Origin of the sequence: Microbacterium sufflavum (assembly GCF_023101165.1) — a bacterium.
Classification (GTDB): Bacteria; Actinomycetota; Actinomycetes; order Actinomycetales; family Microbacteriaceae; genus Microbacterium; species Microbacterium sufflavum.
In genome coordinates this window covers 2,652,669-2,677,677 of record NZ_CP078076.1, presented here as the reverse complement: position 1 = coordinate 2,677,677, position 25,009 = coordinate 2,652,669, and the positions used below count along the sequence as shown (strand labels likewise).

Genomic DNA, 25,009 nt, shown 5'->3' with positions numbered 1-25,009 from the left:
TGAGCGATCGCGTCGGGAATCCGGGTCTGAGACGATGGGCCCGATCGTGACACTCACCGGTGAGAGACACCGAACGGAAACCCGATGCCTTCCCAGACGACTGATCAGAGGTGGGCGGCCCAGGCCGCAGCCGGCGACGAGGGCGCCTTCCGCGAGCTCTACCGGGCCCATGTGCGGCCCGTGTACTGGATCGCGCAGGGCATCCTCGCCTCCCCCGCCGATGCCGAGGACGTGACCCAGGAGACGTTCGTGGTCGCGTGGCGCAAGCTCCCCGGCCTCGAGCTGCAGGGCGAGTCGATCCTGCCCTGGCTCGCGACGATCTGCCGGTTCCAGGCGGCGAACCGCCTGCGCCAGCGTCGCCGCGACCGGGCGCACACGGCGGACGCGGTCGACGAGGATCTGGCGAGCACGGTCAGCGTGGAGGAGCAGGTCATCACGGCCGCGCTCGCCGCGCGGATCGCTGCCGAGGTGGGCACGCTGAGCGAGCTCGACCGGGAGATCTTCCGGCTGTGCGCGGCGGAGGGCTACGCCTATCAGGCCGCAGCGGAGGAGCTCGGGGTCACGCACGCCGTCGTCCGGAACCGTCTCTCGCGAGTGCGCACGCAGTTGCGCGGCGCCGTGAAGGAAGTGAGAGACGCATGAACGCACAGACTCCCGCCGAGCAGCTCCCCGAGCTGTCGGACGAGGCCATCGCCCGCATCGAGCACGCGGTGTTCGCCGAGATCGCCGGGGAGCGCGCTCCGGCGCGACCGGCGGAGGGGAAGGCCCGTCGGCGCCGCCGCGCCTGGCTCACCGGGGGCGGGATCGCCGCGGCGTTCGTGATCGGCGTGCTCGTCACCCCGCCGATCCTGCACAGCGTCGGGGGCTCCGCCGTGTCGACGGTCGAGGGACTGAGCCTCCCGGGCAACGCGGTGACTGAATCGTCGACCGACTCCGCGCCGGAGGGAACCACCGCGGTCCCGCCCGGTTCGGTGCCCGGCGACGGCGCGCGCTCCGACACGAGCGGCGGGATGCTGCCCGGAGTGGCGCTGCCGGGGGCCGCCACGGCGGACGCCGGCCGCGACATCATCGCGACCGCGCAGGCCACGGTGCAGGTGAAGAGCATCCCCGACGCGGCGGACGCCATCGCCGCGCTGGCCGAGGAGCACGGCGGCTACGTCGAGAGCACCGAGGTGGGCAAGGCGCTCGCGGCGGACGACACCCGCGCGCCCGCGCCCGCCGACTCCGCGTACGGCTGGATCAGCATCCGCGTTCCCTCCACCGACCTCACCGCCGTGATCGCGGCGCTCGGCGACACCGGCGAGGTGCTGTCGTCCTCCACGTCGAAGCAGGATGTGACGTCGACCGCGATCGACCTGCGGGCACGCGTCGACTCGACCAGGGCGTCGGTCGAACGGCTCACGCAGCTCATGGCGCAGTCGGGCAGCGTGTCGGAGCTCATCGAGGCCGAGGTGGCGCTCACCGACCGGCAAGCGCAGCTGGAGTCGTACGAGCAGCAGCTCGCTGCCCTCGACGACCAGGTGGCGATGTCGTCGCTGCAGGTGCAGCTGACGAAGGCCACCGCGCCGAGCACGGCCGACCCCGCTGGTTTCGGCGACGGTCTCCTCGCGGGGTGGAACGGCCTCGTCGTGTCGCTGAACGCACTGGTCATCGCGGTGGGCTTCCTGCTCCCCTGGCTGGCGGTCGCCGCGGTGGTCGCGCTCGTGGTCTGGCTGATCCGTCGGTCGCGTCGCACCCGCCGGAACCGCTCCGAGGCACCGGCCGCGCGCACGGGCGACGCGGGCTGACGGCGAGAGGGACCCGACTCGCAAACCTGATTTTCCGGGGTATACAAGAACTCTTGTGCACCTGGGGACCCCGCCCTAGCGTGATGCCCGTGGAAGACATCTCCGTGATCACCGCCGTGCACCACCCGTTGCGCCGCCGCATCTACGACTACCTCCTGCTCTACGGCACGTGCCAGGTGACCACGCTCGCGCGCGCCCTCGACAGCCAGGTCGGCAGCATCAGCCATCACCTGCGCATGCTCGAACGCGCGGGCGTCGTCGAACGCGCGCCCGATGAGTCGGACGACCGCCGCACCAGCTGGTGGCGGGTGGCCCGACGAGGGCTCACCTGGTCGGTGGACGACTTCGCCGATTCCCCCGCCGATGCGTTGCTCGCCCGCGAGGCGCAACGCCAGGGCATCCGCATGCAGATCGACCGGCTCCAGCGCTGGCACCGGCACCGGGACGACCCCGCCTATGCCGGGTACGACGCATCCAACACCGAGACCACCGCGTGGGCCTCCCCCGACGAGCTGCGGGACCTCTCCGCGCGGCTGCTGCAGACCATCCGCGAGTGGCAGGGCGGCATCGCCCTGGACGACGGCCAGGAGCGCGTGCCGGTTTTCGTGTTCGCCCACGCATTCCCCACGGAGCCCTGATGACCGCGGTCGAGGAGCCGGTCGAGCTCGCGCCGCCTCCGCCGTTCCGGCGCGACCGCCTGGTCCATGCCTGGATCGGCGTGAAGGCCCTCTCCGACGCAGGGGATGCGCTGTGGACCATCGCCCTGGCGTGGACGGCGGTGCAGATCGCGTCCCCCGCGGTCGCCGGGCTCATCGTTGCCGCCGGAACCCTCCCCCGGGCACTGATCCTGCTGTTCGGCGGGGCGCTCGCGGACCGCGTGGACGCCCGCCGCGTGATGCTGCTGTTCACCGTGGCCCGCGTGGCCGTTCTCGTCGCCGTCGCCCTGTGGGTGCTGGCGACGCCCCCCACCGTCGCCATGCTGGTGTTCGCCGCGGTCGCGTTCGGCGTGTGCGACGCGTTCTACGAGCCGTCGGCGGGCACCGTCGCCCGGCAGCTCGTGCGCACGTCCGACCTGCCGTCGTACGGGGCCGCCGCGCAGACGGCCTCGCGACTCGGGACGATGGGCGGTGCCGCCGCCGGTGGCCTGGTGGTCGCGCACACCGGGCTGGTGGGCAGCGCCTCGGTCAACGCGCTCACGTTCACGGTCGTCCTAGCGTTCCTCGCCCTCTGGCTGCGCCCCCGGTTCCGCCTGGCGCGTGCCGCCCGGCAGTCGACTCTGCGCGGCATCGGCTCCGGCTTCGCGCACCTGGCCGCGAACCGCACTACGCGCACCCTGGTGATCGCGCTGTCGGGGCTGAACCTCGCCGTGGGGCCGGCCGTGGGCATCGGTCTGGCGCTGCGTGCGCACGACGAGGGCTGGGGCGCCCAGGCCGTCGGACTGTTCGAGGCGCTGCTGGGCCTCGGCGCCGCGCTCGGGGCGGTCTCGGTCGCGAAGTGGCGTCCGCGGCGCGAGGCCTACGGCGGATTCTGGGCGCTGGTCGTCCAGGGGGCGGGGATCGCGGCACTGGGCGTGGGACCGGCCTGGACGGTGGGAACAGCGGCTTTCGTGATCGGCGCCACCGCAGGGTTCGCCTCGGTGCTGCTGAGCGCGACGTTCTCCGCGACGGTCGACACCGCCTACCTCGGACGGATGGGCGCGCTCACCCGCCTCGGCGATGACTGCCTGATGCCGGCGGCGATGGCCGGATTCGGGGCGCTCGCCTCGGCGACCGCGGTCTGGGTTCCGTTCGCGGTGTTCGGCGGGGCGATGATGGCGCTCATGATCGTCCCCCTTCGCACGGCGGCTTTCCGCATCCTGTCGCTGCGACCCGCGGGATGAGCACCTGCCGCAGACGACGAAAGCCCTCCGGGCAAACCGGAGGGCTTTCGTCGTGTTGTGTGACCCCAGCGGGATTCGAACCCGCGTTACCGCCGTGAGAGGGCGGCGTACTAGGCCGCTATACGATGGGGCCGTCTGGCGGAGCGTTTCCGTCCCGCGACAACCGTTCAAGTATGGCACGGCCGTTCTCTGCGCGCCAAATCGGCGCCGCGTCCGCGCGACTCCCGGGCGTGGCGCGCCGTCGCGGTGATTGCCGCGACCGCCACGGAGCGGTTGACTCGTGTCATGCGCGTCTCCAAGTTCGAACATGCCGCCCTCCGCCTCGACCTCAACGGTCAGACCCTCCTGATCGACCCCGGCTCCTTCACCACACCGCCCGACGACCTCAGCGGACTCGTGGGGGTCGTGCTGACCCACGAACACCCCGACCACTGGACGCCGGAGCAGCTGGACCGGATCCTCCGCGCCGCGCCCGGCATCCCCGTCTACGGCCCGGAGGGGGTCGCCCGCGCGGCAGAGGGGTACGAGATCACGGTGGTCTCCCCCGGCGACACGATCGAGGTCGGACCGTTCACACTGCGGTTCTTCGGCGGCACCCACGCCGTGATCCACTCCTCGATCCCGACCATCGACAACGTCGGCGTGCTCGTGAACGACGAGCTCTACTACCCCGGCGACTCGTACGCGGTGCCCGAGGGCGTGGACGTGCAGACCCTCGCCGCACCGCTCGGCGGCCCGTGGCTCAAGATCGGCGAGGCGATGGACTACGTGCTCGCCGTCAAGCCGCGCCGGGCGTTCGGCACGCACGACATGACGCTGTCCGTGATCGGCAGGAACATGCACCGGCAGCGGCTGCAGTGGGCGACAGAGCAGAACGGCGGCGAGTTCTTCGTGCTCGACCCCGGCGACACGCTCGACCTGTGAGCACCCCGCTGCGGTCGGCCCCGCGACGACTCCTCCCCCGACCCACCGAGCGGCTCGTGTTCCGCGAGATGATCGACGACGACCTCGACGACCTCGCCGCGCTCCTCGGCGACCCCGCGGTGATGACCTACTACCCCGCGCCGAAGACCCGCGCCGAGAGCGCCGCGTGGATCGCTCGGATGCGCGAGCGCTACGCGCAGGACGGTCACGGCCTGTGGACGCTGGAGACCCACGACGGCGCCTTCGTCGGCGACTGCGGCCTCACGTGGCAGTCGTCGAACGGGCAGCCGGTGCTCGAAGTCGGCTACCACGTGCGCGCGGAGCTCCAGGGGCGCGGCTACGCCACCGAGGCGGCACGCGCCTGCGTCGAGCTCGTCGCGCGCGAGCTCGCGCCGACGCTGCTGACCGCGATCATCCACCCCGACAACACCGCGTCCCGCCGGGTCGCCGAGAAGCTCGGCATGCGCCACATCGACGACGACCGTGCGCACCCGTGGATCGTGCGCACGGTCATGGGGATGACCGTCGAGCCGTCCTAGGCCTGGCCGGCACGGACCCGCAGATCCCGCGCCAGGTGGTCGCGCTGCTCCACCACGAGGCGACGCAGCGCCGCCGGGGCGTCCGCGTTCGCGTCGAGCCACGCGTCGACGGGGTCCAGCGTGTCACCGGCTGGGAACAGCCCGATCACGAGGCGTTGCGCCAGCTCGATGCTCCGCTCGCTCCATGCGTCGCGGATGCGGGAGAAGTAGTCCGCATCGAAGCCGGAGATCAGGTCGCGACGGCCGCCCGCGCGGAACCCGGCGATCTCGGCGTCCAGGTGGTCGTTCGTCAGCGAGCGGTCATCCCAGGCAGCCGCCCAGGCCGCGGCGCGCACGGGCGCCTCCGGGCGCGACGCGCGGGCACGGCGGGCGGCCGTGCGTCCGTCGCCGGTGTCGTCCCGCTCCTCCTCCGCCGCGATGTCGGCACCGTCGGCGTGTCCGGTGGTGACGAGCGCGGTCAGCAGCTGCCACCGCAGGTCGGGATCGATCACGAGACCGTCCGGACCCCGGCCGTCGAGCATGTCGCGCAGGTCGGCGTGGTGCACATCGTCGAACGCCGAGGCCGTCGCCAGCGTGCGCGCCCACGACAGCTGCGCGTCACTTCCCGCCTCCGCGGCCTGCAGCGCCGACCAGGCGGCCTCCGTCCAGGCACGCTGCTCCTCGACCCGGCGTTCGTCGGCCACGAAGTGGCGCACGGTGAACGCGGCGTTCTGGATCGCCGCCCCCAGCAGTCCGCCGTTCGGCTCGGCCGGGGCGTGAGCACGGGCGATGCGCAGGAAGCGTCCCGCATCGAGCTCACCGTCGCGGGTCGCGTTCCACAGCGACGACCACACCAGCGCCCGCGCCAGGGGGTCCTCGATGGCCGAGAGCGACTCCTCCGCGGTCGCCAGCGAGCGGTCGTCCATCCTCGCCTTCGCGTAGGTGAGGTCGTCGTCGTTCAGGAGCACGAGGTCCGCTTCGGGGACGTCGAGCTCGACCCGCTCGCCGGGAAGGTCGAGCTCCCGCTGCTCGCGGCGGACGATCCGACCGTCGACCCGGTCGTAGAAGCCGATGCGGAGCCGATGCGGACGGGTCCCGCTCTGCACGAGGGTGCGGCGGCCGTCGTCATCCGCCTCGATCCACAGCGTCGAGACCCCGGTGGTCTGCAACCACGCCGCCGCCCAGTCGCTCATGTCGCGCCCGGACGCCTCGCTCAGCACCACGAGGAAGTCGTCGAGCGTGGTGTTGCCGAAGGCGTTCGCCGCGAAGTAGCGTCGCGCGCCCTCGAAGAACGCCTCGTCGCCGACGTAGGCGACCAGCTGCTTCAGCACCGAGGCGCCCTTGGCGTACGTGATGCCGTCGAAGTTGAGCTTCGCTGCCTCGAGATCGGGGATGTCGGCCACGATCGGGTGCGTCGTCGGCAGCTGATCCTGCTGATAGGCCCACGACTTGCGCCGCATCGCGAACGTGACCCAGGCGTCGTGGAAGCGCGTCGCCACCGCGGACGCGTGCGAGCCCATGTAGTCGGCGAACGACTCCTTGAGCCACAGGTCGTCCCACCAGGTCATGGTCACGAGGTCGCCGAACCACATGTGAGCCATCTCGTGCAGGATCGTGTTGGCCCTGGCCGCCCGCTGTGCGTCGGTGGCGGCACCGCGCGAGAGGTAGGACTCGGTGAAGGTCACCAGCCCGGGGTTCTCCATCGCGCCGAGGTTGTACTCGGGTACGAAGAGCTGGTCGTACTTGCCCCAGGGGTACGGATAGGCGAAGGCGTCGGTGAAGAAGTCGAGCCCCTGCCGCGTGACCTCCAGGATCTCGTCCGACTCGAGGTGCTCGGCCAGCGAGCGTCGCACGAACAGTCCGAGGGCGATGCGCTGCTCGTCGCGCGTCCACTCCCCGTCCACGCGGGTGTACGGTCCCGCGGCCACCGCGGTGATGTAGCTGGAGATCGGCAGCGTGGGGGCGAACTCCACGCGCTGCACGCCCACGCCGAGGTCCACATGGGCGGGCGACTGGTTGGAGAGCACTTCCCACCCCGACGGCGCATCGACCACGAAGGTGTATTCGGCCTTGAGGTCGGGCTGCTCGAAGCACGCCATCACGCGGCGGGCGTCCGCCGGCTCGTACTGCGTGTACAGGTAGGTGCGGTCGTCGGCGGGGTCGTGGAAGCGGTGCAGCCCCTCCCCCGAGCGGCTGTAAGCGCCGACCGCCTCGACCCGCACCACGTTGGACGGTGCCAGACCGGTGATCGCGATCCGTGCTCCGTCGTAGTCGACCTCGCGCTCCTCGCCGTTCACCTCGACGCGGCGCACCTCCTCGCCGATGAAGTCGAGCCAGGTCGCGTCGGTCGTCGCGTCGAACTCCAGCGTGGTCGCGGTGGGGAATCCGGTGCGGGCCCGCTCCGGCGCTCCGGTCAGGTCGAGCTCGACGCGGATGCGGTGGAGGGTGACGGCCGCGGATCGCGCGGCGGTCTCCTCGCGGGTCAGGTTGGCGGTGTCCATCCTTCCATCCTGGCATCCTGGAGCCGTTCGCACGGCCTCGGCCGAGGTTCAGACATGGGCGAGCCGATGCCCCAGTTCCGCGGAGAGCTCCCGGGACGCGGCGTGCCGCGCCGACGCGACGGCCTCGTCGCCGCGCGCCCGTGCCGTCGCGGCCAGGATCGCGTCGCTGCGGGCCACCTCCGCACGATCCCCGGTCGCCTCGGCGATGCTGCGCGCCTCGGCCGCGTGCTGCTCCGCCCGTTCGACGTCAGCAAGGGGCGCCCCCGGCCGAGCCAGGATCTCCGCGAGGGAGTTCGAGGCCTCGGTCGCGATGAGGGGCGAGCCGGCCCGCTCCGCCTCACGCAGCACGCGCTCGGCCTCGCGGCGGGCCCGTTCGGTCCGCCCGGCTCGCCCGTCGATGCGTGCGGCGAGCAGGTCCAGATCCGCTGACGTGCCGAACTCGCCCGCCACCTGCAGCGCGCGACGGGCATCGTCGCACCGGACGACCGCGAGGGCGTCGTCGCCCTGCGCCTCCGCCACCAGCGCGAGCGTGCGATGCACGAACGGCAGGGCCTCCCCGCCGGCGTCGGACAGCAGGGCTTCCAGCTCCGCGGTCGCCTCATCCAGTCGTCCGACCGCGAGGTACAGCAGCGGACGGTTCCCCCGCACGACCGCGACGTTGAGGTCGTCGCCCGCCGCGGTCGCCAGCTCCAGCGCGACGGCGTAGCCGCGCTCGGCCTCGGGGTACCGCGCCAGGATCCGCAGCGTGTCGGCCCGGTTGCCCAGCGCCCGCCCCTCCACGACGCGATCGCCCACAGCACGAGCCCGCTCCACCGCTCGCGCGTACGAGACCAGGGCCTCGTCGAGGTGACTCATCCACCGCTGCACGTTGCCGATCTGGTTCCAGGTGCGTGCGGACGCCGCCCCCGAAGCGATGCGACGCACGCGGTGCAGCGTGACGAGGGCCTCGTCGAGTCGTCCGAGCTTCTCCGCGCAGTGCGCCACCCCGAGCGCGACCTCCGGCACCAGCTCCAACCCGGAGCCGCGGGAGGCGAGGTCGTGCAGCTCCAGCGACTCCGCCCACAGGGACCACCGCGACAGCGCCGGGTGCGACGCGAGCGCGAGACGCTCGACCTCCACGTCCAGGCCGTGCTCGTGGGCGGCCGCCGCGACGGCGAGCACGGTCGCCACCTCCCGCGCGGGATAGTCGCGGTCGGCGGCGGCGCACGCGAGGACGGTACCCGCCGCCGCCCCGACGAACCGCCGCCGCACCGACGTCGGCCGGAGTGCGCGTGAACGGTCAGCAGCGAAGGCGAACACGGTGTCGTGCAGGCGTACCCGCCCGTCATTCCGCTCCACCAGGTGACGCGCGCGCAGTCGTTCCAGACGGGCGGCCGCCCCCGCGCCCGCCGCCGTGAGCAGCACGGTCTCATCGACCTCACGGTCCAGCAGCGCCAGGTCCGCGAGCAGGTCGGCCTCGTGCGCGGGAAGGGAGCGCGTCGCGGCCTCCAGGACCGGACGCATCCGTACGTCCCGCGGCTCATGCTCGAACCGCGAGGCCAGATCCGCGAACGACCACCCCTCGTGTTCCCGCACGATGCCCGCCAGCATCGCGAGGTCGAGGGGAAGTCCGCCCGCGACCGCCACGATCCGGTCGAGCGCCGCCGCATCCATCCCCTCGGCCGGGAACTGCCGTCCGCGGCGCGTGAGCAGCGCCACGAGAAGACGGCGGGCGTCGTCGTCCGCCAGGGGTTCGAGCCGGATCCGCGAGACCGCGATGCTCCGGGCCCGCAATCGCTGCTCCAGGTCGACCTGGTCCACCCGTGAGGTCACGATGAACCGCACGCCGGGGACCAGGAGGGCGCCGAGCCGTCGGGGATCCACGGCGTCTTCCAGGATCACGGTCGTCGAGCCGGCCGCTGCCTGCAGCTGCGCACGCAACCGCGTCAGCTCGTACGGCAGGGAGCGCGACCCCAGCGCGGCGAGCATCCGCCGCAGCACGTCGACCGGATCGGCGAACGGGCGGTCCGGCTCCGACTCGCGCAGCTGCACCGTGAGCGCGGGGGCTGCGCCGGCCAGCGCCGACGCGAACGTGCTCTTGCCCACGCCGGGGAGTCCCGTGACGAGCGTGATGTCGGCGCGCGGCAGCTCCGTGAGCAGGCGTTCGCGACCGATTTCCGCGCCCGCGGTCTCCCGCGGGGCCACGACCACCTCCACGTGCACGCCCGAGCGGTCGCCGTTGAGGGTTCGCGCCAGGGAACGCCATCGATCGGCTTCGGCGTGGTCGGCCCCGAGCGCCTGCACGATGTCGCCCACCAGTGCCTCGTCGACGCGTCGCCGCCCGGGGCGGAAGCAGTCGTACACCGTCACCTTCGCCGGCTCGCTCCCGCGCACGGCACCGATGCGGCGGGCGATCTCCGCATACGACGGCGCTCCGGCGGCGGACCGCAGACGCCCGAGCCCGACGCTCAGCTCGTCGAGGGTCCGCGGGTCGGGCATGTCACGAGCCTAGGGCAGGACCCCATCGAGGCCGCGGGTCGTTCGGGGTCGTTCGGGCACGGACGCCACACGGCGGCGTCTGCCTAGGCTCCCCGGTGGAGCGGCCGTGCGGCCGGAGAAGGAGAGACCATGACCACGCGTGCCGAGATCGCGGCGAAGCTCGACGACTTCGCCTTCCAGAAGGTGAACTTCGGCGGATTCCTGATGAACAAGCGCGCCAAGAACTCGCACGCGCTGTGGATGCGCGCGTCCGACAAGGGCGTGACCGAGCTGACGCTTCTCACCTCCCGCGACTACGGCGAGGGCAACGTGTACGACGTCGCCACGTTCACCCTCGACGGCACCGTGCCCGAGCAGACGCTCGCCGAGCTCCGCCCGCAGGCCGATCGGCTGGCCGACAGCATCAACCTGCGCGAGCACGGCTACGTCTACACCTGCCTCGAGCCGTGGGACGGCGGTGGCGCGATCTGGATCTCGAAGAAGCCCGAGTTCCGGGCGCTGAGCCGGGCCCAGGAGGGGGTGTACGTCGTGCCGATCCAGCGGCTGAGCGGCCTCGGCGAACCCCGGTGGCTCGCGTGGGTGCGCGAGGGCGGGCAGCTGCACATCGCCATCGTCTACAAGCCGTGAGCCGGTGAAGCGAGAGCCCGGAGGGATGGGGGCGGGCGCATCGGGGGGTGCGCCCGTCCTGGCCCTCCTCGCCGGACTGTCCGCCGCCTATCTGGGTGTGGCAGCCGTCCTCGCGCTGTACGTGCTGCCCGTCAGCTTCGGCCTCACGGCGCTGCCGCTGGTGCTCGCACAGGCCGGGGTGATCCTCGGCGGGGGTGCGCTCGTCGCCGTCGCGGCCGTGCGGATCCTGGCGCACCGTCGCCGACGGGAGCGTCTGATCGCCACGGCGCGCGCCCTCGGCTGGGACTACCGCGCTGACGTGGGCGACCGCCTCTGGGGCGGGTCTGTCGACGAGCAGATCGAGCGAGGAAACCGCACCGCGACGGATCTGATCGACGCCAGGGAGAGCGCCGTGCCGTTCGACTCGGTCGAGCGGACGTTCGTCGTAGGCGACGGCGAGGGCTCCACCCTGCACACGGTCCGCGCGGTCCGGATCCCCCTGCCCAGCGAAGCCCCGCGACTGACCCTGCGCTCTCGGCGTGGAGGCGGCGCCCTCAGCGTGCTGCCGCAGCGGGCGCGGCGGGGATCCGTGCTGACGCTGGAGGGCGACTTCAGCGACGTGTTCGAGGTGTCTGTGCCCGCGGGCTACGAGACCGATGCCCTCTACGTGCTCACGCCGGACCTCATGACGGTGCTCCTGGACGAGAGCCCCCACCTCGATCTGGAGATCGTCGACAGCACGCTGCACGTCTACTTCCCCGCGCGCGATCTCACCCAACCCGCCGAGCTGTCCCGGTTCCTCACGACGATCGCGGTGCTGCACGATCGCTTCGGCCGCCGCACGTTCCTCTACCGCGACGACGCGGCCCCCGCGATCGACGCCGCGACCTACCGCCGCGCCGGCGACCGTCTCTCGGCCGCGGCGCGCGGCGTGGAGACGCGCACCCGGTGGTGGCCGGTGGTCGCGGCCGTGCTCACGCCGCTCGTGCCGCTGCTGATCGCCGCCCTCTGGACGTCCCTCGCCGGTTGACCTTGCGGGAGGTCTCGGGACCGCCGAGGAGGCGACGGATCGCGGTCTCGGGGGTCACGTCGAGGTCGAGGGTGCGTCCGCGCGCGTACTGCCGGAACACGCGCGGGTCGATGTAGCTGTTGCGTGCCACGGCGGTCGTGTTCCCGAGCGCGGTCGCGGCGGCCTGCACGGCCAGCCGCTCGGCCTGCGCGCGCTGACCCTTGCGGTCGAGCGCCCCGATGCGGGCGAGGGCGTCGGCGGCGATGATCGTGCCGTGCAGTGTGCGGAAGTCCTTCGCCGTGAAGCTCGCCCCCAACACGTCCTTGAGGTACGCGTTCACCTCCGCGGGCGTGATCTTCACACGCCTCCTCCCCTTGCGGTACGCGAGCAGGAACGCATTCGAGGCTCCCGCCGCGAAGTCCGTGAGCGCCTCCGCGAGGGCCTCGTCGGTGATCTCGATCGAGGCGGTGCGACCGCTCTTGGCAGGGAACGACAGTGCCACGTCGCGGCCGTCGAGGCGCACGTCGCGGCGCCTCAGCGTGGTCAGTCCACGGCTGCCGTGACGCGCGAGGTACCGCTCGGATCCGATGCGCAGGGCGGCGTCGTCGAGCAGTCGGAACGCGATCGCGAGGGCCCTGTCCTTGGTCTGCCCCTCTTCGCGCAGCGCCCTGGTCACCTGCGCCCTCGCGCTCGGGAGCGCGGAGGCCAGATCGAGGGCGCGCACGAACTTCCGGCGGTCGCGGGAGACGCGCCACAGCGGGTGGTAGAGGTACTGCTTGCGGTCGGCCTGGTCGATGCCGACGGCCTGGATGTGCGCGAGCGGGTCCGCCGCGATCCACACGTCGCGCCACGCGGGCGGGATGACCAGGTCGTTGATGCGCTCCCGGTCGGCCTCGGGCGCCGGTGCGCCGGTCGGGTCGACGTAGCGGAACCCGGAGCCGGACCGCTGTCGACGGAACCCCGGGTCGACGCCCGGCACCACCCTGATCAGCCGCGCCATCCCTGCTCCTCCCGCCGTCGTCGTTCCGGTCCCCTGAAGCCTGCCTCGGGCGCGACCGGATGAAAAGGGAGTGGCGCGTCACCCGGCCGAGGTGCTATCCGCTTGCGGATCCTTCGCGAAGACGGAGCGCATGTGGTCGCTCGTGAGGAAGTCGGCGATGCCGATCATGATGAGGCTGAACACGATCTGCTCGGTCACCATCCACACCGGGTACAGCCCGGGGATAGCGGCCATGACGAGCGTGATGACCGGGAAGATCTGCGCGAAGAGGCGCAGGCGCTGGTAGGCCCAGCGCCAACCACGACGGGCCCGCCAGGCGAAGTAGAACAGGGTCGCCGTCATCGCCAGCACGATGAGCGTGCGCATCCACACGGCGAACGGCACCCTCTCGCCGTCGACGGCGAGGATCAGCGCGACGACGACGGCGCCGACCCCGAGCACCAGTTCCGCGACCAGCAGCCAGAGGATCCAGGTGAAGGCGCGCACGGTCTTCGGATGCGTGCGTCCGGCCTCGCTGATCGCGACGCCGGCCTGCCGCCCGCCGGCGATCCGATCGAGGCGGAGGAAGAGCGATTCGAGTGCCATGCTCCGGAGCCTAGACCGCGGCCTCGCCCGCGACCTCCTCCGTTCGATGGAGGGGGACGCCGCTCGCCTCCGAAGGCACCACGCGCTCGAGCACGAGAGCCAGCACGCCCACCGCCAGACTTCCGGCCACCATCACGCCGATGAACCAGCCCTGCGCCCCCGCGCCGAGCAGCAGACCGGCCACCAACGGCCCGGCGATCGCTCCACCCTGGAACGCCGCCGAGTTGATCGCGTTGTAGCGGCCCCGGGTGCGGTCGGTGGCGAGGTCGTTGTAGATCGCGGGCACCGTCGGCTGCAGCATCGTCTCCCCGAATGCGAACACCCCCATGAACGCGATCACCCCGATCGCGGCCGCGAGCGAGTCGGGCAGCAGCCCCGCAGCTCCGAGCGCGACCCAGGACAGGGCCCAGATGAGCGCCATCACCTGCATCACCCGCGTGCGACGCTTGCCGGAGATCAGCCGGAGCACCGCGAACTGCAGCAGCACGATCACCGCGGTGTTCACGGCGAAGGAGATGCCGACCACCTGTGTCGACACCTCTGCCACCTGTCGCGCGAACGCCGGGAAGCCGGCCTCCAGCTGTCCGTAGCCGATGAAGACGGAGAGGAAGGTGAGCAGCGTCAGCCACAGCACCGCGGGCCGGCGCACGATCTCGCGGTAGCCACCCGCCGTCTCGTCGGCCGGGCCGTGGTCGGGCTGCGTGCGCACACGTCGCAGCGGCCCGAGGAGCAGCGCGAGCGGGATGAGACTGGTCGCCGCGTCGATGAGGAAGATCGTGGTGAAGGTCGCGGGATCGTCGACGTTCACGAAGAACCCGCCGACGATGCCGCCGACGCCGATGCCCAGGTTCACGAGCGCGAAGTTCACGCCGAAGTACTGCTGGCGGAGCTCACCCTCGACCACCGAGGCGATCAGGGCGTTGAACCCCGGCCAGGAGACGCCGAAGTTCACGCCGATCAGCACCACGGCCACGGTGGCCACGGCAGGGTGCGTCGCGTACGCCAGGAGCGTGCACCCCGCGATCATCGCCAGCAGTCCCGTGATCAGCACGCGGCGGGCACCGAAGCGGTCGATGAGCGTGCCTCCCGGACCGGTCACGACGAGCCCGGTGATGGCGATCAGGCTCATCAGCGCGCCCGAGAGCCCCAGGTCGAACCCGCGGACCTCGTGCAGGTAGATGATCGTGAACGGCAACGTCATGCCCCGCCCGAGCGTCTGGATGGCGACGGTGGACAGCAGCCAGCGCCCCTCGGTGGGCAGCGCTTTCCAGAAGGAGCTCATTCCGATCACCTCGGTAGTGTTCCAGGGTCTTCCGACATCGGCCGCGCGGCCTGCCGATCCGGCGCCGAACCGATATTCTGCGACCATGCCGCTGTCATACGAGGAGTTCCGATCGTCCCTGCTGAGCGACGAGGGGCTGCAGGCCCTCGGCCTCCCGCTGACCGCCGCCGAGGCCCAGCGCGTGCAGGCCGACGACCAGGCGAGCCGCAGCTGGTACGACTACTGGCTCACCGTCAGCGGCCAGGCCACGCCGCCCGCCGCGACCGTCGCCGCGACGATGCCCCTGGGCGGCCACGACCTCCCCACCTCCGCACCGACCGCGTACCCCGCGGCGTACGGCGCGACCACCGAGGCGTACGCGACCGGCGCGGCTCCGTTCGCCACCCCGCCGCTCGACCCGAACGCCCCGCCCGCCGACGGCACCGGCCGCACGAGTCGTGCGGGGCTCTGGATCGCGCTGTCGATCGTCGGCGCCCTGCTGCTCATCGCCGCGATCGTCACGGTCTACGCCGTGGTCACGGCGCGCCACTGGACCAAGGTCGACGTGCCGGAGAAGCCCGAGACCTTCCACAGCGAGGAGTACGAGACCGGCGCCTACCTCGTCGCCGACGACGGGGTGAGCCCGTGCTACGTCGACCAGGACTGGACCGACTGCATCGCCGCGATGGAGGCCCAGTACGCGGGGGCGTGTGCCGGCGTGGAACTGGTGCCGACCGCGGCCGACCTGTGCGCACAGCACCGCGCCGAGATCGACCGGATGATCGCGGAGGATGTCGACGGCACGTACGTCGCCTCCCTGGGCGACTTCGGACACCTCACCCGCACGCCGGAGACCGCGACCCGCCAGGTATCCAACGACGACTACGAGCCCGCCGTGACCCACGAGGCCGTCTGCTACCTGGGCTTCCTCGGGGAGTGCGAGTAGCCGCGACCCCGGTTCCGTCGCGCTGACGTCCTCATATGTGGACACCCCGACAGATCTGACGTACCCTCACTCCGTCGGGGCGGCCCTCGCTCCCGGGTCACTGAGGAGCACTGATGCACGTCTTCTATCGCGAAACCCGCCGCGTCGCGGCTTCCGTCCTCGCCGGAGCGCAGCTCTACTTCGCGGTCTGGAACGCGGCGAACCACCACGGCGTCGCCGCCGTGCTGACCACCGGGGCACCACTGATCGCCGCGGCGCTGCTCCTGGCCGCCGTCTTCGTCAGGAAGCGCGGCCCCCTCGACATCCTCGCCTTTTTGGTGTCCGCACTTGCCGCCGCGGTGTGCTGGGGCGCCTCGACGGTCACGCCCGACATCCTGACCTATCTCCCCGCCGTCGCCGCATCGATCGCGTTCGCCACCATCGCCCTGGTGCTCCGCGCGGAGCGGACGGGCCCGCCGGCGAAGACGCCGTAGCGTGCCCGCCCTCGCCCGAGAACGACAGAAGCCCGGAGCCGCATTCCTGCGGATTTCCGGGCTTCTGTGAAGTGCTGGGGTACCTGGACTCGAACCAAGAACAACTGAACCAGAATCAGCCGTGTTGCCAATTACACCATACCCCAAGGGCGAAACCGGAGCCTCGCACCGAGAGTCAAGCTTACCCGAGCGGCGACCGATCGCCAAAACCACCGGCGTGTGCCGCCGCTCGGGCGCGTCGCGGCTCAGTCGGCCAGAAACGCGGCCAGGGCGCGCAGTCGCCGCAGCGACTCGTCCTTGCCGAGCAGCTCCATCGACTCGAACAGCGGCGGCGAGACGCGGCGCCCGGTGATGGCGACGCGCGGCGGCCCGTAGGCCACGCGGGGCTTGAGCCCGAGCTCGTCCACGAGCGCCGTCGACAGGGCCTCCTGGACGTTCTCCGGGGTGAAGTCCTGCACGGGCTCGAGCGCGGCGACGCAGGCCTCGAGCACCTCCGCGGCGTTCGCCGGCAGACCCTTGAGGGCGTCCGCGTCGTATGACACCTCGTCGCGGAAGAGGAAACCGAGCATGCCCGGCACCTCGCCCAGCAGCTGCACCCGCTCTTGCACGAGCGGCGCGGCGCGGAACGCCAGCACGAGCTGCTCGTGGGTCGGCTCGTCGAACAGGCCGGCCGCGGCGAGGTACGGCACCGAGCGCTCGGCGAAGTCCTTCACGTCGAGCATGCGGATGTGGTCTCCGTTGATCGACTCCGCCTTCTTCTGGTCGAAGCGGGCCGGGTTCGGGTTCACGTTCTCGATGTCGAACGCGGCGATGAACTCGTCGAGCGAGAACACGTCACGGTCGGGGCCGATCGACCAGCCCAGCAGGGCCAGGTAGTTCAGCAGCCCCTCGTGGATGAAGCCGCGCTCCCGGTGCAGGAAGAGGTCGGCCTGGGGGTCGCGCTTGGAGAGCTTCTTCGTGCCCGTCTCCCCCAGCACCAGCGGCATGTGCGCGAAGCGCGGGACGAACGTGGTGACCCCGGCGTCGATCAGCGCGGCGTAGAGCGACAGCTGACGGGCGGTGGAGGGCATGAGGTCTTCGCCGCGCAGCACGTGCGTGATGCCCATCAGCGCATCATCGACCGGGTTCACGAAGGTGTACAGCGGCACGCCGTTCGGACGCACGACCACGAAGTCGGGGAACGATCCGGCCGGGAAGGTGACCTCGCCGCGGATGAGGTCGACGTACGTGAGGTCCTCGTCCGGCACCCGCAGGCGCAGGGCGGGCTGGCGGCCCTCGGCGCGGAACGCCGCCTTCTGCTCGTCCGTGAGGTCGCGGTCGAAGTTGTCGTAGCCGAGCTGCTTCGCCCGACCGTTGGCCTCGTTGCGGGCGTCGATCTCCTCCGCCGTCGAGTAGCTCTCGTAGAGCGCGCCCGTCGCGAGCAGCTTGTCGATCACCCCGCGATAGATGTCGTGCCGCTCGGACTGGCGGTACGGTGCGTGCGGGCCGCCCACCTCGACGCCCTCGTCCCAGTCGATCTCGAGCCAGGTGAGCGCGTCGACCAGCTGACGGAAGCTCTCCTCGCTGTCCCGCGCGGCGTCGGTGTCCTCGATGCGGAACACCATCTTCCCGCCGTTGTGGCGCGCGTACGCCCAGTTGTACAGAGCCGTGCGGACCATGCCGACGTGCGGCAGCCCTGTCGGAGAGGGGCAGAAGCGGACGCGGATGTCGGCGCCGCTGGCGGTCGTGGTGAGGGGGTGAGGAGTAGCCATAGCCTTTCGATTCTACGGGTGCGCGGGGCTCAGCCCGCGGCGCTCGCTCAGCCTCCTGGGCAGTCGCAGTCGCCTCCGCTGTGGCACTGGCAGATCGGTGGCGGGTAGTCCGCCGCCGTCACCGACTCCCGAACGTCGAGGTCCCTGAATGGGACGACCTCGTCGTACCTGTCCGCGTCCGGGATGTCTCCGCACACGGCATCCTCCGCACGGATCTCGGCGGCGGCCTGCGGGAAGACGAAGTCGACGCACGTCGCGGCGCTCGCCTGCTGATACCAGTGCCCGCCGCCGGTCGTCGCACCGCCGCCCACGACGAGAGTGAGGGTCACGGTGTCCTCGGCGTCGTCGAGGGCCACCAGGGTGTACAGACCGGATCCGTCGTCGGCACCCTCACGCGCGTCGTGGACGAAGCCGAGCCCGGCGACGGCCGCTTCCGGGTCGCTGACGATCTGGTCGCGGTGCTCCCACAACGAGTCCTGCGCGTCTTCCACGGACTCGGCGAGGCTGTCCCTCACCAGCGTCCCGATGCTCGGTGCACATCCGGTGAGAGCGCCGGCGATGACGACGAGCACAGCACCTGCGGCGACTCGTCCGGCCTGGGAGGACATGGCTCGACCGTAGCGCAGCGCACACTGCCTCCGGGTGACCTCAGCGGATGGCGCGCAGGCCAACCGCGGTGTGACGACTCCCCCGCGGTCCGTTACCGCGCATCGGTCCGCGCGAGTGGCGAGAGCACCACGATCGCGAGGACGAGCACCGAAGCGGCGATCCCGAGGCCCGCGTACTGGAAGTTCGACAGCACGATGCCCGCGAGCACGGAACCGGCGGCGGCCGAGAGGCTCATGAGCGAGTCGCTGCGACCCTGGCGGCGCGTGCGCAGCTCGGGAGCGGACGCCTCGGTCAGGAGGGCGGCGCCCGCCACGGTCGCCGCGCTCCAGCCCAGGCCGAGCAGGATGAGCGCGACCATCACACCCCACGCCTCGGTCCCCGTGAACACCGCGAACGCCAGCGCGCCGCCCAGGAGCACCTGCCCCAGCAGCACCACGCGCAGCCGCCCCCACCGGTCGGCCAGCACACCGAACACGGGCGACAGCGCGTACATGCCCCCGACGTGCAGCGCGATCGTGATCCCCACCAGGGCCGAGACGTCGGCCGGAGTCGCCGCAGCGCCGTGCGCGCCGTGCGCCATGTGCGACAGGTGCACCGGGGTCATCGCCATGACCGACGCCATCACCACGTGCGAACCGGCGATGGCGAAGATGGCGTAGCGCGCGACCCGCGGACGGTCCACCGCCGTCGTCCCGGTCGCCGCAGCAGCCTGCGTCGCGAGGCGCTGCGCCGCGAGGAGCGGATCCGGGCGCAGCGCCACGAGGTAGAGCACGAGCGCGGCACACTGCGCCACGAACGAGAACACGTACGACCCGGTCTGCGGCGGCATCCCGATCGCATGGCCGACGACCTCGCCGGGGCCGAGCAGCAGCGGTCCCGCGACGCCGCCGATCGTCGTCGACCACACCACGATGGAGAGGTCGCGGCCGCGGTGCTGCGGGGCGGCGAGGTCGGTCGCGGCGAACCGCGACTGCAAGTTGCCCGCGTTGCCTGCGCCGATCAACAGGATGCCGACGAGGAGCAGCGGGAACACCCGGACCGACGCGGCGAGGATCACCACGGCGATGCCGACCAGGGCGAAGAGGTTGCCGAGCGTGAGCGCGCGGCGTCGACCGAGCCGTGCCGCCAGCCGAGCGAGCGGGATCGCGCACAGTGCCGCGCCGAGCGTGACGGAGGCGGTCGCCAGCCCGGAGAGCGCGTCGCTGCCGGAGATGTCGGCCGCGAGCAGAGCACCGAGCGAGACGGTCGCCCCGAACGCGATGCCCCCGAGGACCTGCCCGAGCGACAGCACGAGGACGGTGCGCCGCTGCACCGCCGTCTGCTGCGCCGCCGTCAGGGCGCCGGAGGTCATGTCGCGGGAACGGCGTCGCGCGCGGTGTTGCGGAGGATGCCGAGGCCGGAGATCTCCACCTCCACGACGTCGCCCGCCGTGAACGTGCCGACACCCGCCGGGGTCCCCGTCATGATCACGTCACCGGGGAGAAGGGTGAAGACGGCCGAGGCGTACGCGATGATGTCCGCCACCGAGTGGATCATGTCGGTGAGCGGCGCGTGCTGCCGCACCTCGCCGTTGACCCTGGTCTCGATGGTCGCCGTCGACGCGTCGAAGTCGGTCTCGATCACGGGGCCGAGCGGGCAGAAGGTGTCGAAGCCCTTCGCCCTGGACCACTGTCCGTCCTTGCGCTGCAGGTCGCGCGCGGTGACGTCGTTGCCGATCGTGTAGCCGAGCACGTAGTCGAGGGCGTTCTCCGCCGTGACGTTCTTGGCGATCTTGCCGATCACGACCACCAGCTCACCCTCGTATTCGGTGCGCTCGGACAGGGCGGTGGGACGCACGATCGCGTCGTCCGGGCCGATGACGGCCGTGTTCGGCTTGAGGAACAGCAGCGGCTCCTCGGGCGCGACCCCACCCATCTCGGCGGCGTGGTCATGGTAGTTCTTGCCGACGCACACGACCTTGGAGCGCGGGATCACGGGGGCGAGGAGCTTCGCCTCGGTGAGCGGCACCCGGTCGCCGGTGGTCTCGTACCCGGCGAACATCGGGTCCCCGGCCAGCACCACGAGCTCGCGCTCGTCGATGATCCCGTACATGATGGCGTCGTCGTGGCTGAACCGGGCGATCTTCATGCGTCCAGCCTAGCGACGACGAAGACCCCGGACCGGGCGAGCCGGCGCGGGGTCTTCGGAGGTGGGGATCAGGCGTCGAGGCGCACGAGCCAGCCGTGCTTGTCCTCGCGGCGGCCGTACTGGATGTCGGTCAGCTCCTCGCGCAGCGACAGCGCCAGCTCGCCGAGCGGCTGCGGCTCGTCGAAGCCGTCGCCGACCAGCGCACCGATCGGGGTGACGACAGCGGCCGTGCCGCATGCGAACACCTCGACGATGTCGCCCGAGGCGACGCCCTGGCGCCACTCGTCGATCGAGATCGGTCGCTTCTCGACCGTGTAGCCGCGGTCTTCCGCGAGCTGAAGCAGCGAGTCGCGCGTGATGCCCTCGAGGATGCTGTCGGACTCCGGGGTGACGACGCGGCCGTCCTTGAAGACGAACACGACGTTCATGCCGCCGAGCTCCTCGACGTCGCGCTTCTCGTTGAGGAACACGACCTGGTCGCAACCCTTGGCGGCGGCCTCGGCCTGCGGGAGGAGGCTCGAGGCGTAGTTGCCGCCGGTCTTCGCCTTCCCGGTGCCGCCCTTGCCCGCGCGAGCGTAGTCCTCCGAGAGCCAGATGCGCACCGGCTTCACCCCGCCGCTGAAGTACGCGCCGGCGGGGCTCGCGATCACGTAGTACGCGACCTTCTGCGCCGCCCGCACCCCGAGGAACGCCTCCTTGGCGAACATGAACGGCCGCAGGTACAGGCTCTGGTCGGCGCCCGACGGCACCCAGCGACCGTCGACGGCGATCAGCTCGCGCAGCGACTGGATGAAGTACTCGGTGGGCAGCTCCGGAAGCGCCAGACGGCGCGCGCTCGCCTGCAGGCGGGCGGCGTTGCGGTCGGGCCGGAAGGTGTGGATGGACCCGTCGGCGTGACGGTAGGCCTTGATGCCCTCGAAGATCTCCTGCGCATAGTGCAGAACCGACGCGGCGGGGTCGAGCGGGATCGGGCCGTAGGGCTGCACGCGCGGACGGTGCCAGCCGCCCTTGGCCGACCAGCAGATGTCGACCATGTGGTCGGTGAAGACGACCCCGAACCCGGGGTTCTCCAGCACCTCGGCGAGCCGTGTCGGGCTCGCGGCGTTCAGGTTCTTCGTCACGGCGAACTCCAGGGGAGCCACGCTCGTCTCGGCGTCGATCGTCGTCATGTCGTCATCCAATCCTCGTGGGTGGGCGCATCCTCGCGCCCTGTCAGCCTACGCCCGCCGTTCAGAGGCGGGCAGTGATCGCGGAGCCGATCTCCGCGGTGGTGCGGGCACCGCTGCGCGCGGCGATGTCCGCCTCGACCGCGGCGCTCACACGCGCCGACTCGGCCGCGAAGCCGAGGTGGTCGAGCAGCAGCGCGATCGAGAGGATCGCGGCGGTCGGGTCGGCCTTCTGCTGACCCGCGATGTCCGGAGCCGAGCCGTGCACGGGCTCGAACATCGACGGGAAGGCGCCGTCGGGGTTGATGTTCCCCGAGGCTGCGAGGCCGATGCCGCCCGTGACGGCGCCGGCGAGGTCGGTGAGGATGTCACCGAAGAGATTGTCCGTCACGATCACGTCGAAACGCGAGGGGTCCGTGACCAGGAAGATGGTGGCGGCATCGACGTGCAGGTAGTCGACGGTCACATCGGGGTGTTCGGCCGCGACCTCGTTCACGATGCGCTGCCAGATCGCCCCGGCGTGCACGAGCACGTTGGTCTTGTGCACGAGGGTGAGCTTCCGGCGCCGACGCTCGGCAAGGTCGAACGCGTAGCGCACGACGCGCTCCACACCGAAGGCGGTGTTGACCGAGGTCTCGTTGGCGACCTCCTGCGGCGTGCCGACGCGGATCGCGCCGCCGTTGCCGACGTAGGGCCCCTCGGTCCCCTCGCGCACCACGACGAAGTCGACCTCCCCCGGGTCGGCGAGCGGACCAGGGGCACCCGGGAAGAGCTTCGACGGGCGGAGGTTCACGTAGTGGTCGAGCGTGAAGCGGAGCTTCAGCAGCAGGCCGCGCTCGATGTTCGCGTTCTTCAGGCGCGGGTCGCCCGGCGTGCCTCCGACCGCGCCGAGCAGGATCGCGTCGTGCGCCGAGATCGCCGCCAGGTCGTCATCGGTGAGCGTGTCGCCGGTCTCGAGGAACCGGCCGGCTCCGAGCGAGAAGCGGGTCTTGTCGAACGTCACGTCGCTGTCTGCGGTGACGGCGTCGAGCACCTTCTCCGCCTCCGCGATGACCTCGGGACCGATGCCGTCACCGGGGATGACGGCCAGCTTCACGACACGCGACATGAGACTCCTTGCGCACTGCACGGGGGTGGACCGGCCGCGGCGCGACCGCGGGTCGTACAGGCCGGTCCCCCCAGCGTAGTGGTCAGTGCGTGGGTGCCTTGCGCAGTGTGACGGCGGCGATCACCGCGGCGACGACCACGAGCCCGGCGCCGATCAGCGAGGTCACCGTCACCCCGGAGCCGAACGCGTCGGCGGCGGCCTGCCACAGCGCGTCTCCGAGCTGCGACGGGAGCTGCTGCGCCGCGGTGTACGCGCCGGCCAGCGTCTCCTGCGCCGCATGCGCGACGTCGGCGGGCAGCCCCTCCGGAAGCACGAGCGCTCCGCGGTAGAACGCCGTGATGAGGCCGCCCAGGATGGCGGTGCCGAGCACGGCGCCGAGCTCGTACGCGGTCTCGGACACGGCGCTGGCCGCGCCGGCCTTCGCGGCCGGAGCGCTGGAGAGGATGAGCTCGTTCGAGATCGTCTCCGCGGCACCGATGCCGGTGCCGAGCACCGCGAACGCGAGGATCAGCGGCACGACACCGTGGTCGTGCGTCGTCATCGCCACGATCAGGTAGCCGACCACGGAGAAGACCAGCGCCGCGGGAATCAGCACGTGCGGCGGCACGCGACGCGAGATCGGCACGACCGTGAGGCCGGCCACGATCATCGCCGCCATGCCGGGCACGAGTGCGAGCCCGGCCATCATCGGCGAGAGCCCGAGCACGAGCTGCACGTGCTGCGACACGAAGTAGAGGAAGCCCACCAGGGCGACCACGCTGAGCAGGTTCACCAGGATCGCCCCGGAGAAGGAGCCCCTTCGGAACAGCGCCATGTCGAGCATCGGGACGTCGGAGCGGAGCTGACGCCGCACGAACAGCGCGCCCATCAGAAGGCCGAGCACGGCCCATCCCCCCGCGTACAGCGAGGGCCCGTCCACCGCGAACGACTTGATCGCGTAGACGACCGGGATCATCGCCGCCATCGACAGGGCGATGCTCAGCGGGTCGATGCGACCGGGGTGCGGGTCGCGGCTCTCGGGAACCAGCAGCGGTGCGCCGATCAGCAGCGGGATCAGCACCGGTACAGCGAGGAGGAACACCGAGCCCCACGCGAAGTGCTCGAGCAGGAACCCGCCGACGATCGGCCCCAGGGCCGCACCGGCGGAGAACGCGGACGCCCAGACCGCGATCGCCATGCGTCGCTGATCGCGGTTCTGGAAGATCGAGCGCAGGAGCGACAGCGTGGAGGGCATGAGCATCGCACCGAAGAAGCCGAGCAGGGCGCGGGCGGCGATGAGGAGACCGGCCGTCGGAGCGAACGCGGCGAGGGCCGAGACCACGGCGAACCCCGTGGCTCCGATGAGCAGCAGCTTCCTCCGCCCGAACCGATCACCGAGCGTGCCCATGGTCACCAGCAGTCCGGCCAGCACGAGCGGGTACACGTCGATGATCCACAGCTGCTCGGCACCGGTAGGTGCGAGCGAGATCGAGATCTCGGGCAGGGCGAAGCTCAGCACCGTGTTGTCGACCGACACCAGCAGCACGGGGAGCATGAGGACGACGAGCGCCGCCCACCCTCTGGCGCCGACGCGCGGGGCTTCCGTCTCTGTCGTCGGGGTCGACGCAGTACGGCTCATGGAACACCTCTCAGACTCTCGGCGGCTCCGTTAGTGAACCGTCCGGCTGGTATAGTAACAGAGACCGGCCTCCCGTTTCCGAACAGAGGATGAACGATGCCCCGACCTCCCCTCGCCCGCGAGAAGGTTCTCGACGCCTTCGAGGCGATCCTCATCGACGAGGGCGAGCGCGCGGCCACGCTCGACGCGACGGCCAAGGCCGCGGGCGTCTCCAAAGGCGGGCTGCTGTACCACTTCCACTCCAAGGACGACCTCGAGGCCGGCCTCGTGGAGCGGCTCGACCACCTCACCACCCTCGACCTGGAGCGCATGAACGCGGCGGAGGAGGGCCCGGTCGCCTACTACGTCCGCACGTCGGTCATGGAGGACGACGCCCTCGACCGCGCACTGATCGCCACGACCCGCCTCGCCCAGGGTGGCTCGACCCGTGCGGCCGACATGCTCCGCGAGACCCGGCGCCGCTGGGCCGACACCATCCGCCCGCACGTGCGCGACACCGCGAGCCTCGACCTGGTGATGCTGGTCAGCGACGGGCTCTACTTCAACAACTCGCTCGACGTGCACGGCCCGGAGCGGCTCGTCCCCCGCAGCGATGAGCTCGCCGACCTGATCGCCCTGGTCCTGCGCGCGACCGCCTGACTCGCGAACCGAAGAGGGGCGGGA

At 71.5% G+C, this 25,009-nt stretch carries 23 protein-coding genes and 2 tRNA genes; 11 read left to right on the top strand and 14 right to left on the bottom strand.

The genetic code is table 11. From position 1 onward, the window contains the following. Positions 1-84: 84 nt before the first annotated feature. The 4 genes from KV394_RS12955 (at position 85) to KV394_RS12940 (ending at position 3,666) form a co-directional block, all read left to right on the top strand. Positions 85-642, top strand: a complete 558-nt coding sequence (locus KV394_RS12955; protein WP_136046046.1) for an RNA polymerase sigma factor — start codon at positions 85-87, stop codon at positions 640-642. Beyond that, positions 639-1,787, top strand: a complete 1,149-nt coding sequence (locus tag KV394_RS12950; RefSeq protein WP_247981612.1) for a DUF4349 domain-containing protein — start codon at positions 639-641, stop codon at positions 1,785-1,787. The genes KV394_RS12955 and KV394_RS12950 overlap by 4 nt, the downstream gene beginning before the upstream one ends. Positions 1,788-1,876: 89 nt before the next feature. Next, a complete protein-coding gene (locus KV394_RS12945; RefSeq protein ID WP_136034507.1) occupies positions 1,877-2,425 on the top strand; it encodes an ArsR/SmtB family transcription factor in 549 nt (182 codons plus the stop codon). Continuing rightward, positions 2,425-3,666: an MFS transporter gene (locus tag KV394_RS12940; protein ID WP_247981611.1), complete on the top strand. Its 1,242-nt coding sequence runs from the start codon at positions 2,425-2,427 to the stop codon at positions 3,664-3,666. Before KV394_RS12945 ends, KV394_RS12940 begins: the two co-directional genes overlap by 1 nt. A 60-nt stretch (positions 3,667-3,726) precedes the next feature. On the opposite strand, the gene KV394_RS12935 is transcribed toward KV394_RS12940, so the two are convergent. After that, positions 3,727-3,799: transfer RNA gene (locus KV394_RS12935), tRNA-Glu, on the bottom strand. 152 nt (positions 3,800-3,951) lie between these two features. On the opposite strand from KV394_RS12935, the gene KV394_RS12930 reads away from it, so the two are divergent. Together KV394_RS12930 and KV394_RS12925 are read left to right on the top strand one after the other, a co-directional pair. Then, positions 3,952-4,590 (top strand): MBL fold metallo-hydrolase, encoded by a 639-nt coding sequence (locus KV394_RS12930; protein WP_247981610.1) that lies wholly within the window; start codon positions 3,952-3,954, stop codon positions 4,588-4,590. A gap of 68 nt (positions 4,591-4,658) precedes the next feature. Continuing rightward, positions 4,659-5,129, top strand: a complete 471-nt coding sequence (locus KV394_RS12925) for a GNAT family N-acetyltransferase (RefSeq protein WP_247982869.1) — start codon at positions 4,659-4,661, stop codon at positions 5,127-5,129. On the opposite strand, the gene pepN is transcribed toward KV394_RS12925, so the two are convergent. Both pepN and KV394_RS12915 read right to left on the bottom strand, forming a co-directional pair. After that, entirely contained in the window at positions 5,126-7,609 is a 2,484-nt protein-coding gene (gene pepN / locus KV394_RS12920; protein ID WP_247981609.1) for an aminopeptidase N, read from the bottom strand. The genes KV394_RS12925 and pepN overlap by 4 nt on opposite strands. 48 nt (positions 7,610-7,657) lie before the next feature. Then, entirely contained in the window at positions 7,658-10,087 is a 2,430-nt protein-coding gene (locus KV394_RS12915; protein ID WP_247981608.1) for a tetratricopeptide repeat protein, read from the bottom strand. A 129-nt stretch (positions 10,088-10,216) separates the two neighbouring features. Between KV394_RS12915 and KV394_RS12910 the strand changes: the two genes are divergently transcribed. Then, positions 10,217-10,714: a hypothetical protein gene (locus tag KV394_RS12910; protein ID WP_247981607.1), complete on the top strand. Its 498-nt coding sequence runs from the start codon at positions 10,217-10,219 to the stop codon at positions 10,712-10,714. Positions 10,715-10,739: 25 nt separating this feature from the next. Next, entirely contained in the window at positions 10,740-11,723 is a 984-nt protein-coding gene (locus tag KV394_RS12905; protein WP_247981606.1) for a DUF3137 domain-containing protein, read from the top strand. On the opposite strand, the gene KV394_RS12900 is transcribed toward KV394_RS12905, so the two are convergent. The 3 genes from KV394_RS12900 to KV394_RS12890 form a co-directional block, all read right to left on the bottom strand. Beyond that, the gene (locus KV394_RS12900) at positions 11,668-12,702 is read right to left on the bottom strand and encodes a DNA topoisomerase IB (protein ID WP_206251339.1); all 1,035 of its coding nucleotides are present in this window, start codon (positions 12,700-12,702) and stop codon (positions 11,668-11,670) included. The genes KV394_RS12905 and KV394_RS12900 overlap by 56 nt on opposite strands. Before the next feature lie 78 nt (positions 12,703-12,780). Beyond that, positions 12,781-13,287: a hypothetical protein gene (locus KV394_RS12895; RefSeq protein WP_136034899.1), complete on the bottom strand. Its 507-nt coding sequence runs from the start codon at positions 13,285-13,287 to the stop codon at positions 12,781-12,783. Positions 13,288-13,297: 10 nt separating this feature from the next. Continuing rightward, the gene (locus tag KV394_RS12890; RefSeq protein WP_247981605.1) at positions 13,298-14,569 is read right to left on the bottom strand and encodes an MFS transporter; all 1,272 of its coding nucleotides are present in this window, start codon (positions 14,567-14,569) and stop codon (positions 13,298-13,300) included. Positions 14,570-14,654: 85 nt separating this feature from the next. Between KV394_RS12890 and KV394_RS12885 the strand changes: the two genes are divergently transcribed. Next, positions 14,655-15,494, top strand: coding sequence for a hypothetical protein (locus KV394_RS12885; RefSeq protein ID WP_247981604.1), 840 nt, complete (start codon positions 14,655-14,657; stop codon positions 15,492-15,494). Positions 15,495-15,607: 113 nt separating this feature from the next. Next, positions 15,608-15,967, top strand: a complete 360-nt coding sequence (locus KV394_RS12880; RefSeq protein ID WP_247981603.1) for a hypothetical protein — start codon at positions 15,608-15,610, stop codon at positions 15,965-15,967. Positions 15,968-16,041: 74 nt separating this feature from the next. Here the strand turns inward: KV394_RS12880 and KV394_RS12875 are convergent. The 8 genes from KV394_RS12875 to KV394_RS12840 form a co-directional block, all read right to left on the bottom strand. After that, a tRNA-Gln gene (locus KV394_RS12875) sits at positions 16,042-16,113 on the bottom strand. 99 nt (positions 16,114-16,212) lie between these two features. Then, the gene (gene gltX / locus KV394_RS12870; protein WP_206251344.1) at positions 16,213-17,718 is read right to left on the bottom strand and encodes a glutamate--tRNA ligase; all 1,506 of its coding nucleotides are present in this window, start codon (positions 17,716-17,718) and stop codon (positions 16,213-16,215) included. A 47-nt stretch (positions 17,719-17,765) separates the two neighbouring features. After that, positions 17,766-18,326 (bottom strand): hypothetical protein, encoded by a 561-nt coding sequence (locus KV394_RS12865; RefSeq protein ID WP_136044578.1) that lies wholly within the window; start codon positions 18,324-18,326, stop codon positions 17,766-17,768. 92 nt (positions 18,327-18,418) lie between these two features. Continuing rightward, positions 18,419-19,678 (bottom strand): MFS transporter, encoded by a 1,260-nt coding sequence (locus KV394_RS12860; protein ID WP_136044577.1) that lies wholly within the window; start codon positions 19,676-19,678, stop codon positions 18,419-18,421. Further along, entirely contained in the window at positions 19,675-20,454 is a 780-nt protein-coding gene (locus KV394_RS12855; RefSeq protein ID WP_136044576.1) for a fumarylacetoacetate hydrolase family protein, read from the bottom strand. Before KV394_RS12855 ends, KV394_RS12860 begins: the two co-directional genes overlap by 4 nt. Before the next feature lie 68 nt (positions 20,455-20,522). Continuing rightward, positions 20,523-21,623, bottom strand: a complete 1,101-nt coding sequence (locus tag KV394_RS12850) for a branched-chain amino acid aminotransferase (protein WP_247981602.1) — start codon at positions 21,621-21,623, stop codon at positions 20,523-20,525. Positions 21,624-21,684: 61 nt separating this feature from the next. Continuing rightward, positions 21,685-22,728 (bottom strand): 3-isopropylmalate dehydrogenase, encoded by a 1,044-nt coding sequence (locus KV394_RS12845; RefSeq protein WP_136034918.1) that lies wholly within the window; start codon positions 22,726-22,728, stop codon positions 21,685-21,687. A gap of 82 nt (positions 22,729-22,810) precedes the next feature. Next, positions 22,811-24,346, bottom strand: a complete 1,536-nt coding sequence (locus KV394_RS12840) for an MFS transporter (protein ID WP_247981601.1) — start codon at positions 24,344-24,346, stop codon at positions 22,811-22,813. 96 nt (positions 24,347-24,442) lie between these two features. Here KV394_RS12840 and KV394_RS12835 point away from each other — a divergent pair, with 96 nt between their 5' ends. Continuing rightward, a complete protein-coding gene (locus KV394_RS12835; protein ID WP_247981600.1) occupies positions 24,443-24,985 on the top strand; it encodes a TetR/AcrR family transcriptional regulator in 543 nt (180 codons plus the stop codon). The last annotated feature ends 24 nt before the right edge of the window (positions 24,986-25,009 follow it).

What these genes read in the sequence shown, in the direction of transcription:
- gltX (WP_206251344.1), bottom strand. Translation starts at nt 17,718, where the DNA reads ATGGCTACTCCTCACCCCCTCACCACGACCGCCAGCGGCGCCGACATC.
- KV394_RS12905 (WP_247981606.1), top strand. Translation starts at nt 10,740, where the DNA reads ATGGGGGCGGGCGCATCGGGGGGTGCGCCCGTCCTGGCCCTCCTCGCC.
- KV394_RS12925 (WP_247982869.1), top strand. Translation starts at nt 4,659, where the DNA reads ATGATCGACGACGACCTCGACGACCTCGCCGCGCTCCTCGGCGACCCC.
- KV394_RS12955 (WP_136046046.1), top strand. Translation starts at nt 85, where the DNA reads ATGCCTTCCCAGACGACTGATCAGAGGTGGGCGGCCCAGGCCGCAGCC.
- KV394_RS12840 (WP_247981601.1), bottom strand. Translation starts at nt 24,346, where the DNA reads ATGAGCCGTACTGCGTCGACCCCGACGACAGAGACGGAAGCCCCGCGC.
- KV394_RS12890 (WP_247981605.1), bottom strand. Translation starts at nt 14,569, where the DNA reads ATGAGCTCCTTCTGGAAAGCGCTGCCCACCGAGGGGCGCTGGCTGCTG.
- KV394_RS12835 (WP_247981600.1), top strand. Translation starts at nt 24,443, where the DNA reads ATGCCCCGACCTCCCCTCGCCCGCGAGAAGGTTCTCGACGCCTTCGAG.
- KV394_RS12855 (WP_136044576.1), bottom strand. Translation starts at nt 20,454, where the DNA reads ATGAAGATCGCCCGGTTCAGCCACGACGACGCCATCATGTACGGGATC.
- KV394_RS12950 (WP_247981612.1), top strand. Translation starts at nt 639, where the DNA reads ATGAACGCACAGACTCCCGCCGAGCAGCTCCCCGAGCTGTCGGACGAG.
- KV394_RS12860 (WP_136044577.1), bottom strand. Translation starts at nt 19,678, where the DNA reads ATGACCTCCGGCGCCCTGACGGCGGCGCAGCAGACGGCGGTGCAGCGG.
- KV394_RS12865 (WP_136044578.1), bottom strand. Translation starts at nt 18,326, where the DNA reads ATGTCCTCCCAGGCCGGACGAGTCGCCGCAGGTGCTGTGCTCGTCGTC.
- KV394_RS12930 (WP_247981610.1), top strand. Translation starts at nt 3,952, where the DNA reads ATGCGCGTCTCCAAGTTCGAACATGCCGCCCTCCGCCTCGACCTCAAC.
- KV394_RS12915 (WP_247981608.1), bottom strand. Translation starts at nt 10,087, where the DNA reads ATGCCCGACCCGCGGACCCTCGACGAGCTGAGCGTCGGGCTCGGGCGT.
- KV394_RS12940 (WP_247981611.1), top strand. Translation starts at nt 2,425, where the DNA reads ATGACCGCGGTCGAGGAGCCGGTCGAGCTCGCGCCGCCTCCGCCGTTC.
- KV394_RS12880 (WP_247981603.1), top strand. Translation starts at nt 15,608, where the DNA reads ATGCACGTCTTCTATCGCGAAACCCGCCGCGTCGCGGCTTCCGTCCTC.
- KV394_RS12845 (WP_136034918.1), bottom strand. Translation starts at nt 22,728, where the DNA reads ATGTCGCGTGTCGTGAAGCTGGCCGTCATCCCCGGTGACGGCATCGGT.
- KV394_RS12910 (WP_247981607.1), top strand. Translation starts at nt 10,217, where the DNA reads ATGACCACGCGTGCCGAGATCGCGGCGAAGCTCGACGACTTCGCCTTC.
- KV394_RS12900 (WP_206251339.1), bottom strand. Translation starts at nt 12,702, where the DNA reads ATGGCGCGGCTGATCAGGGTGGTGCCGGGCGTCGACCCGGGGTTCCGT.
- KV394_RS12850 (WP_247981602.1), bottom strand. Translation starts at nt 21,623, where the DNA reads ATGACGACGATCGACGCCGAGACGAGCGTGGCTCCCCTGGAGTTCGCC.
- KV394_RS12895 (WP_136034899.1), bottom strand. Translation starts at nt 13,287, where the DNA reads ATGGCACTCGAATCGCTCTTCCTCCGCCTCGATCGGATCGCCGGCGGG.
- pepN (WP_247981609.1), bottom strand. Translation starts at nt 7,609, where the DNA reads ATGGACACCGCCAACCTGACCCGCGAGGAGACCGCCGCGCGATCCGCG.
- KV394_RS12885 (WP_247981604.1), top strand. Translation starts at nt 14,655, where the DNA reads ATGCCGCTGTCATACGAGGAGTTCCGATCGTCCCTGCTGAGCGACGAG.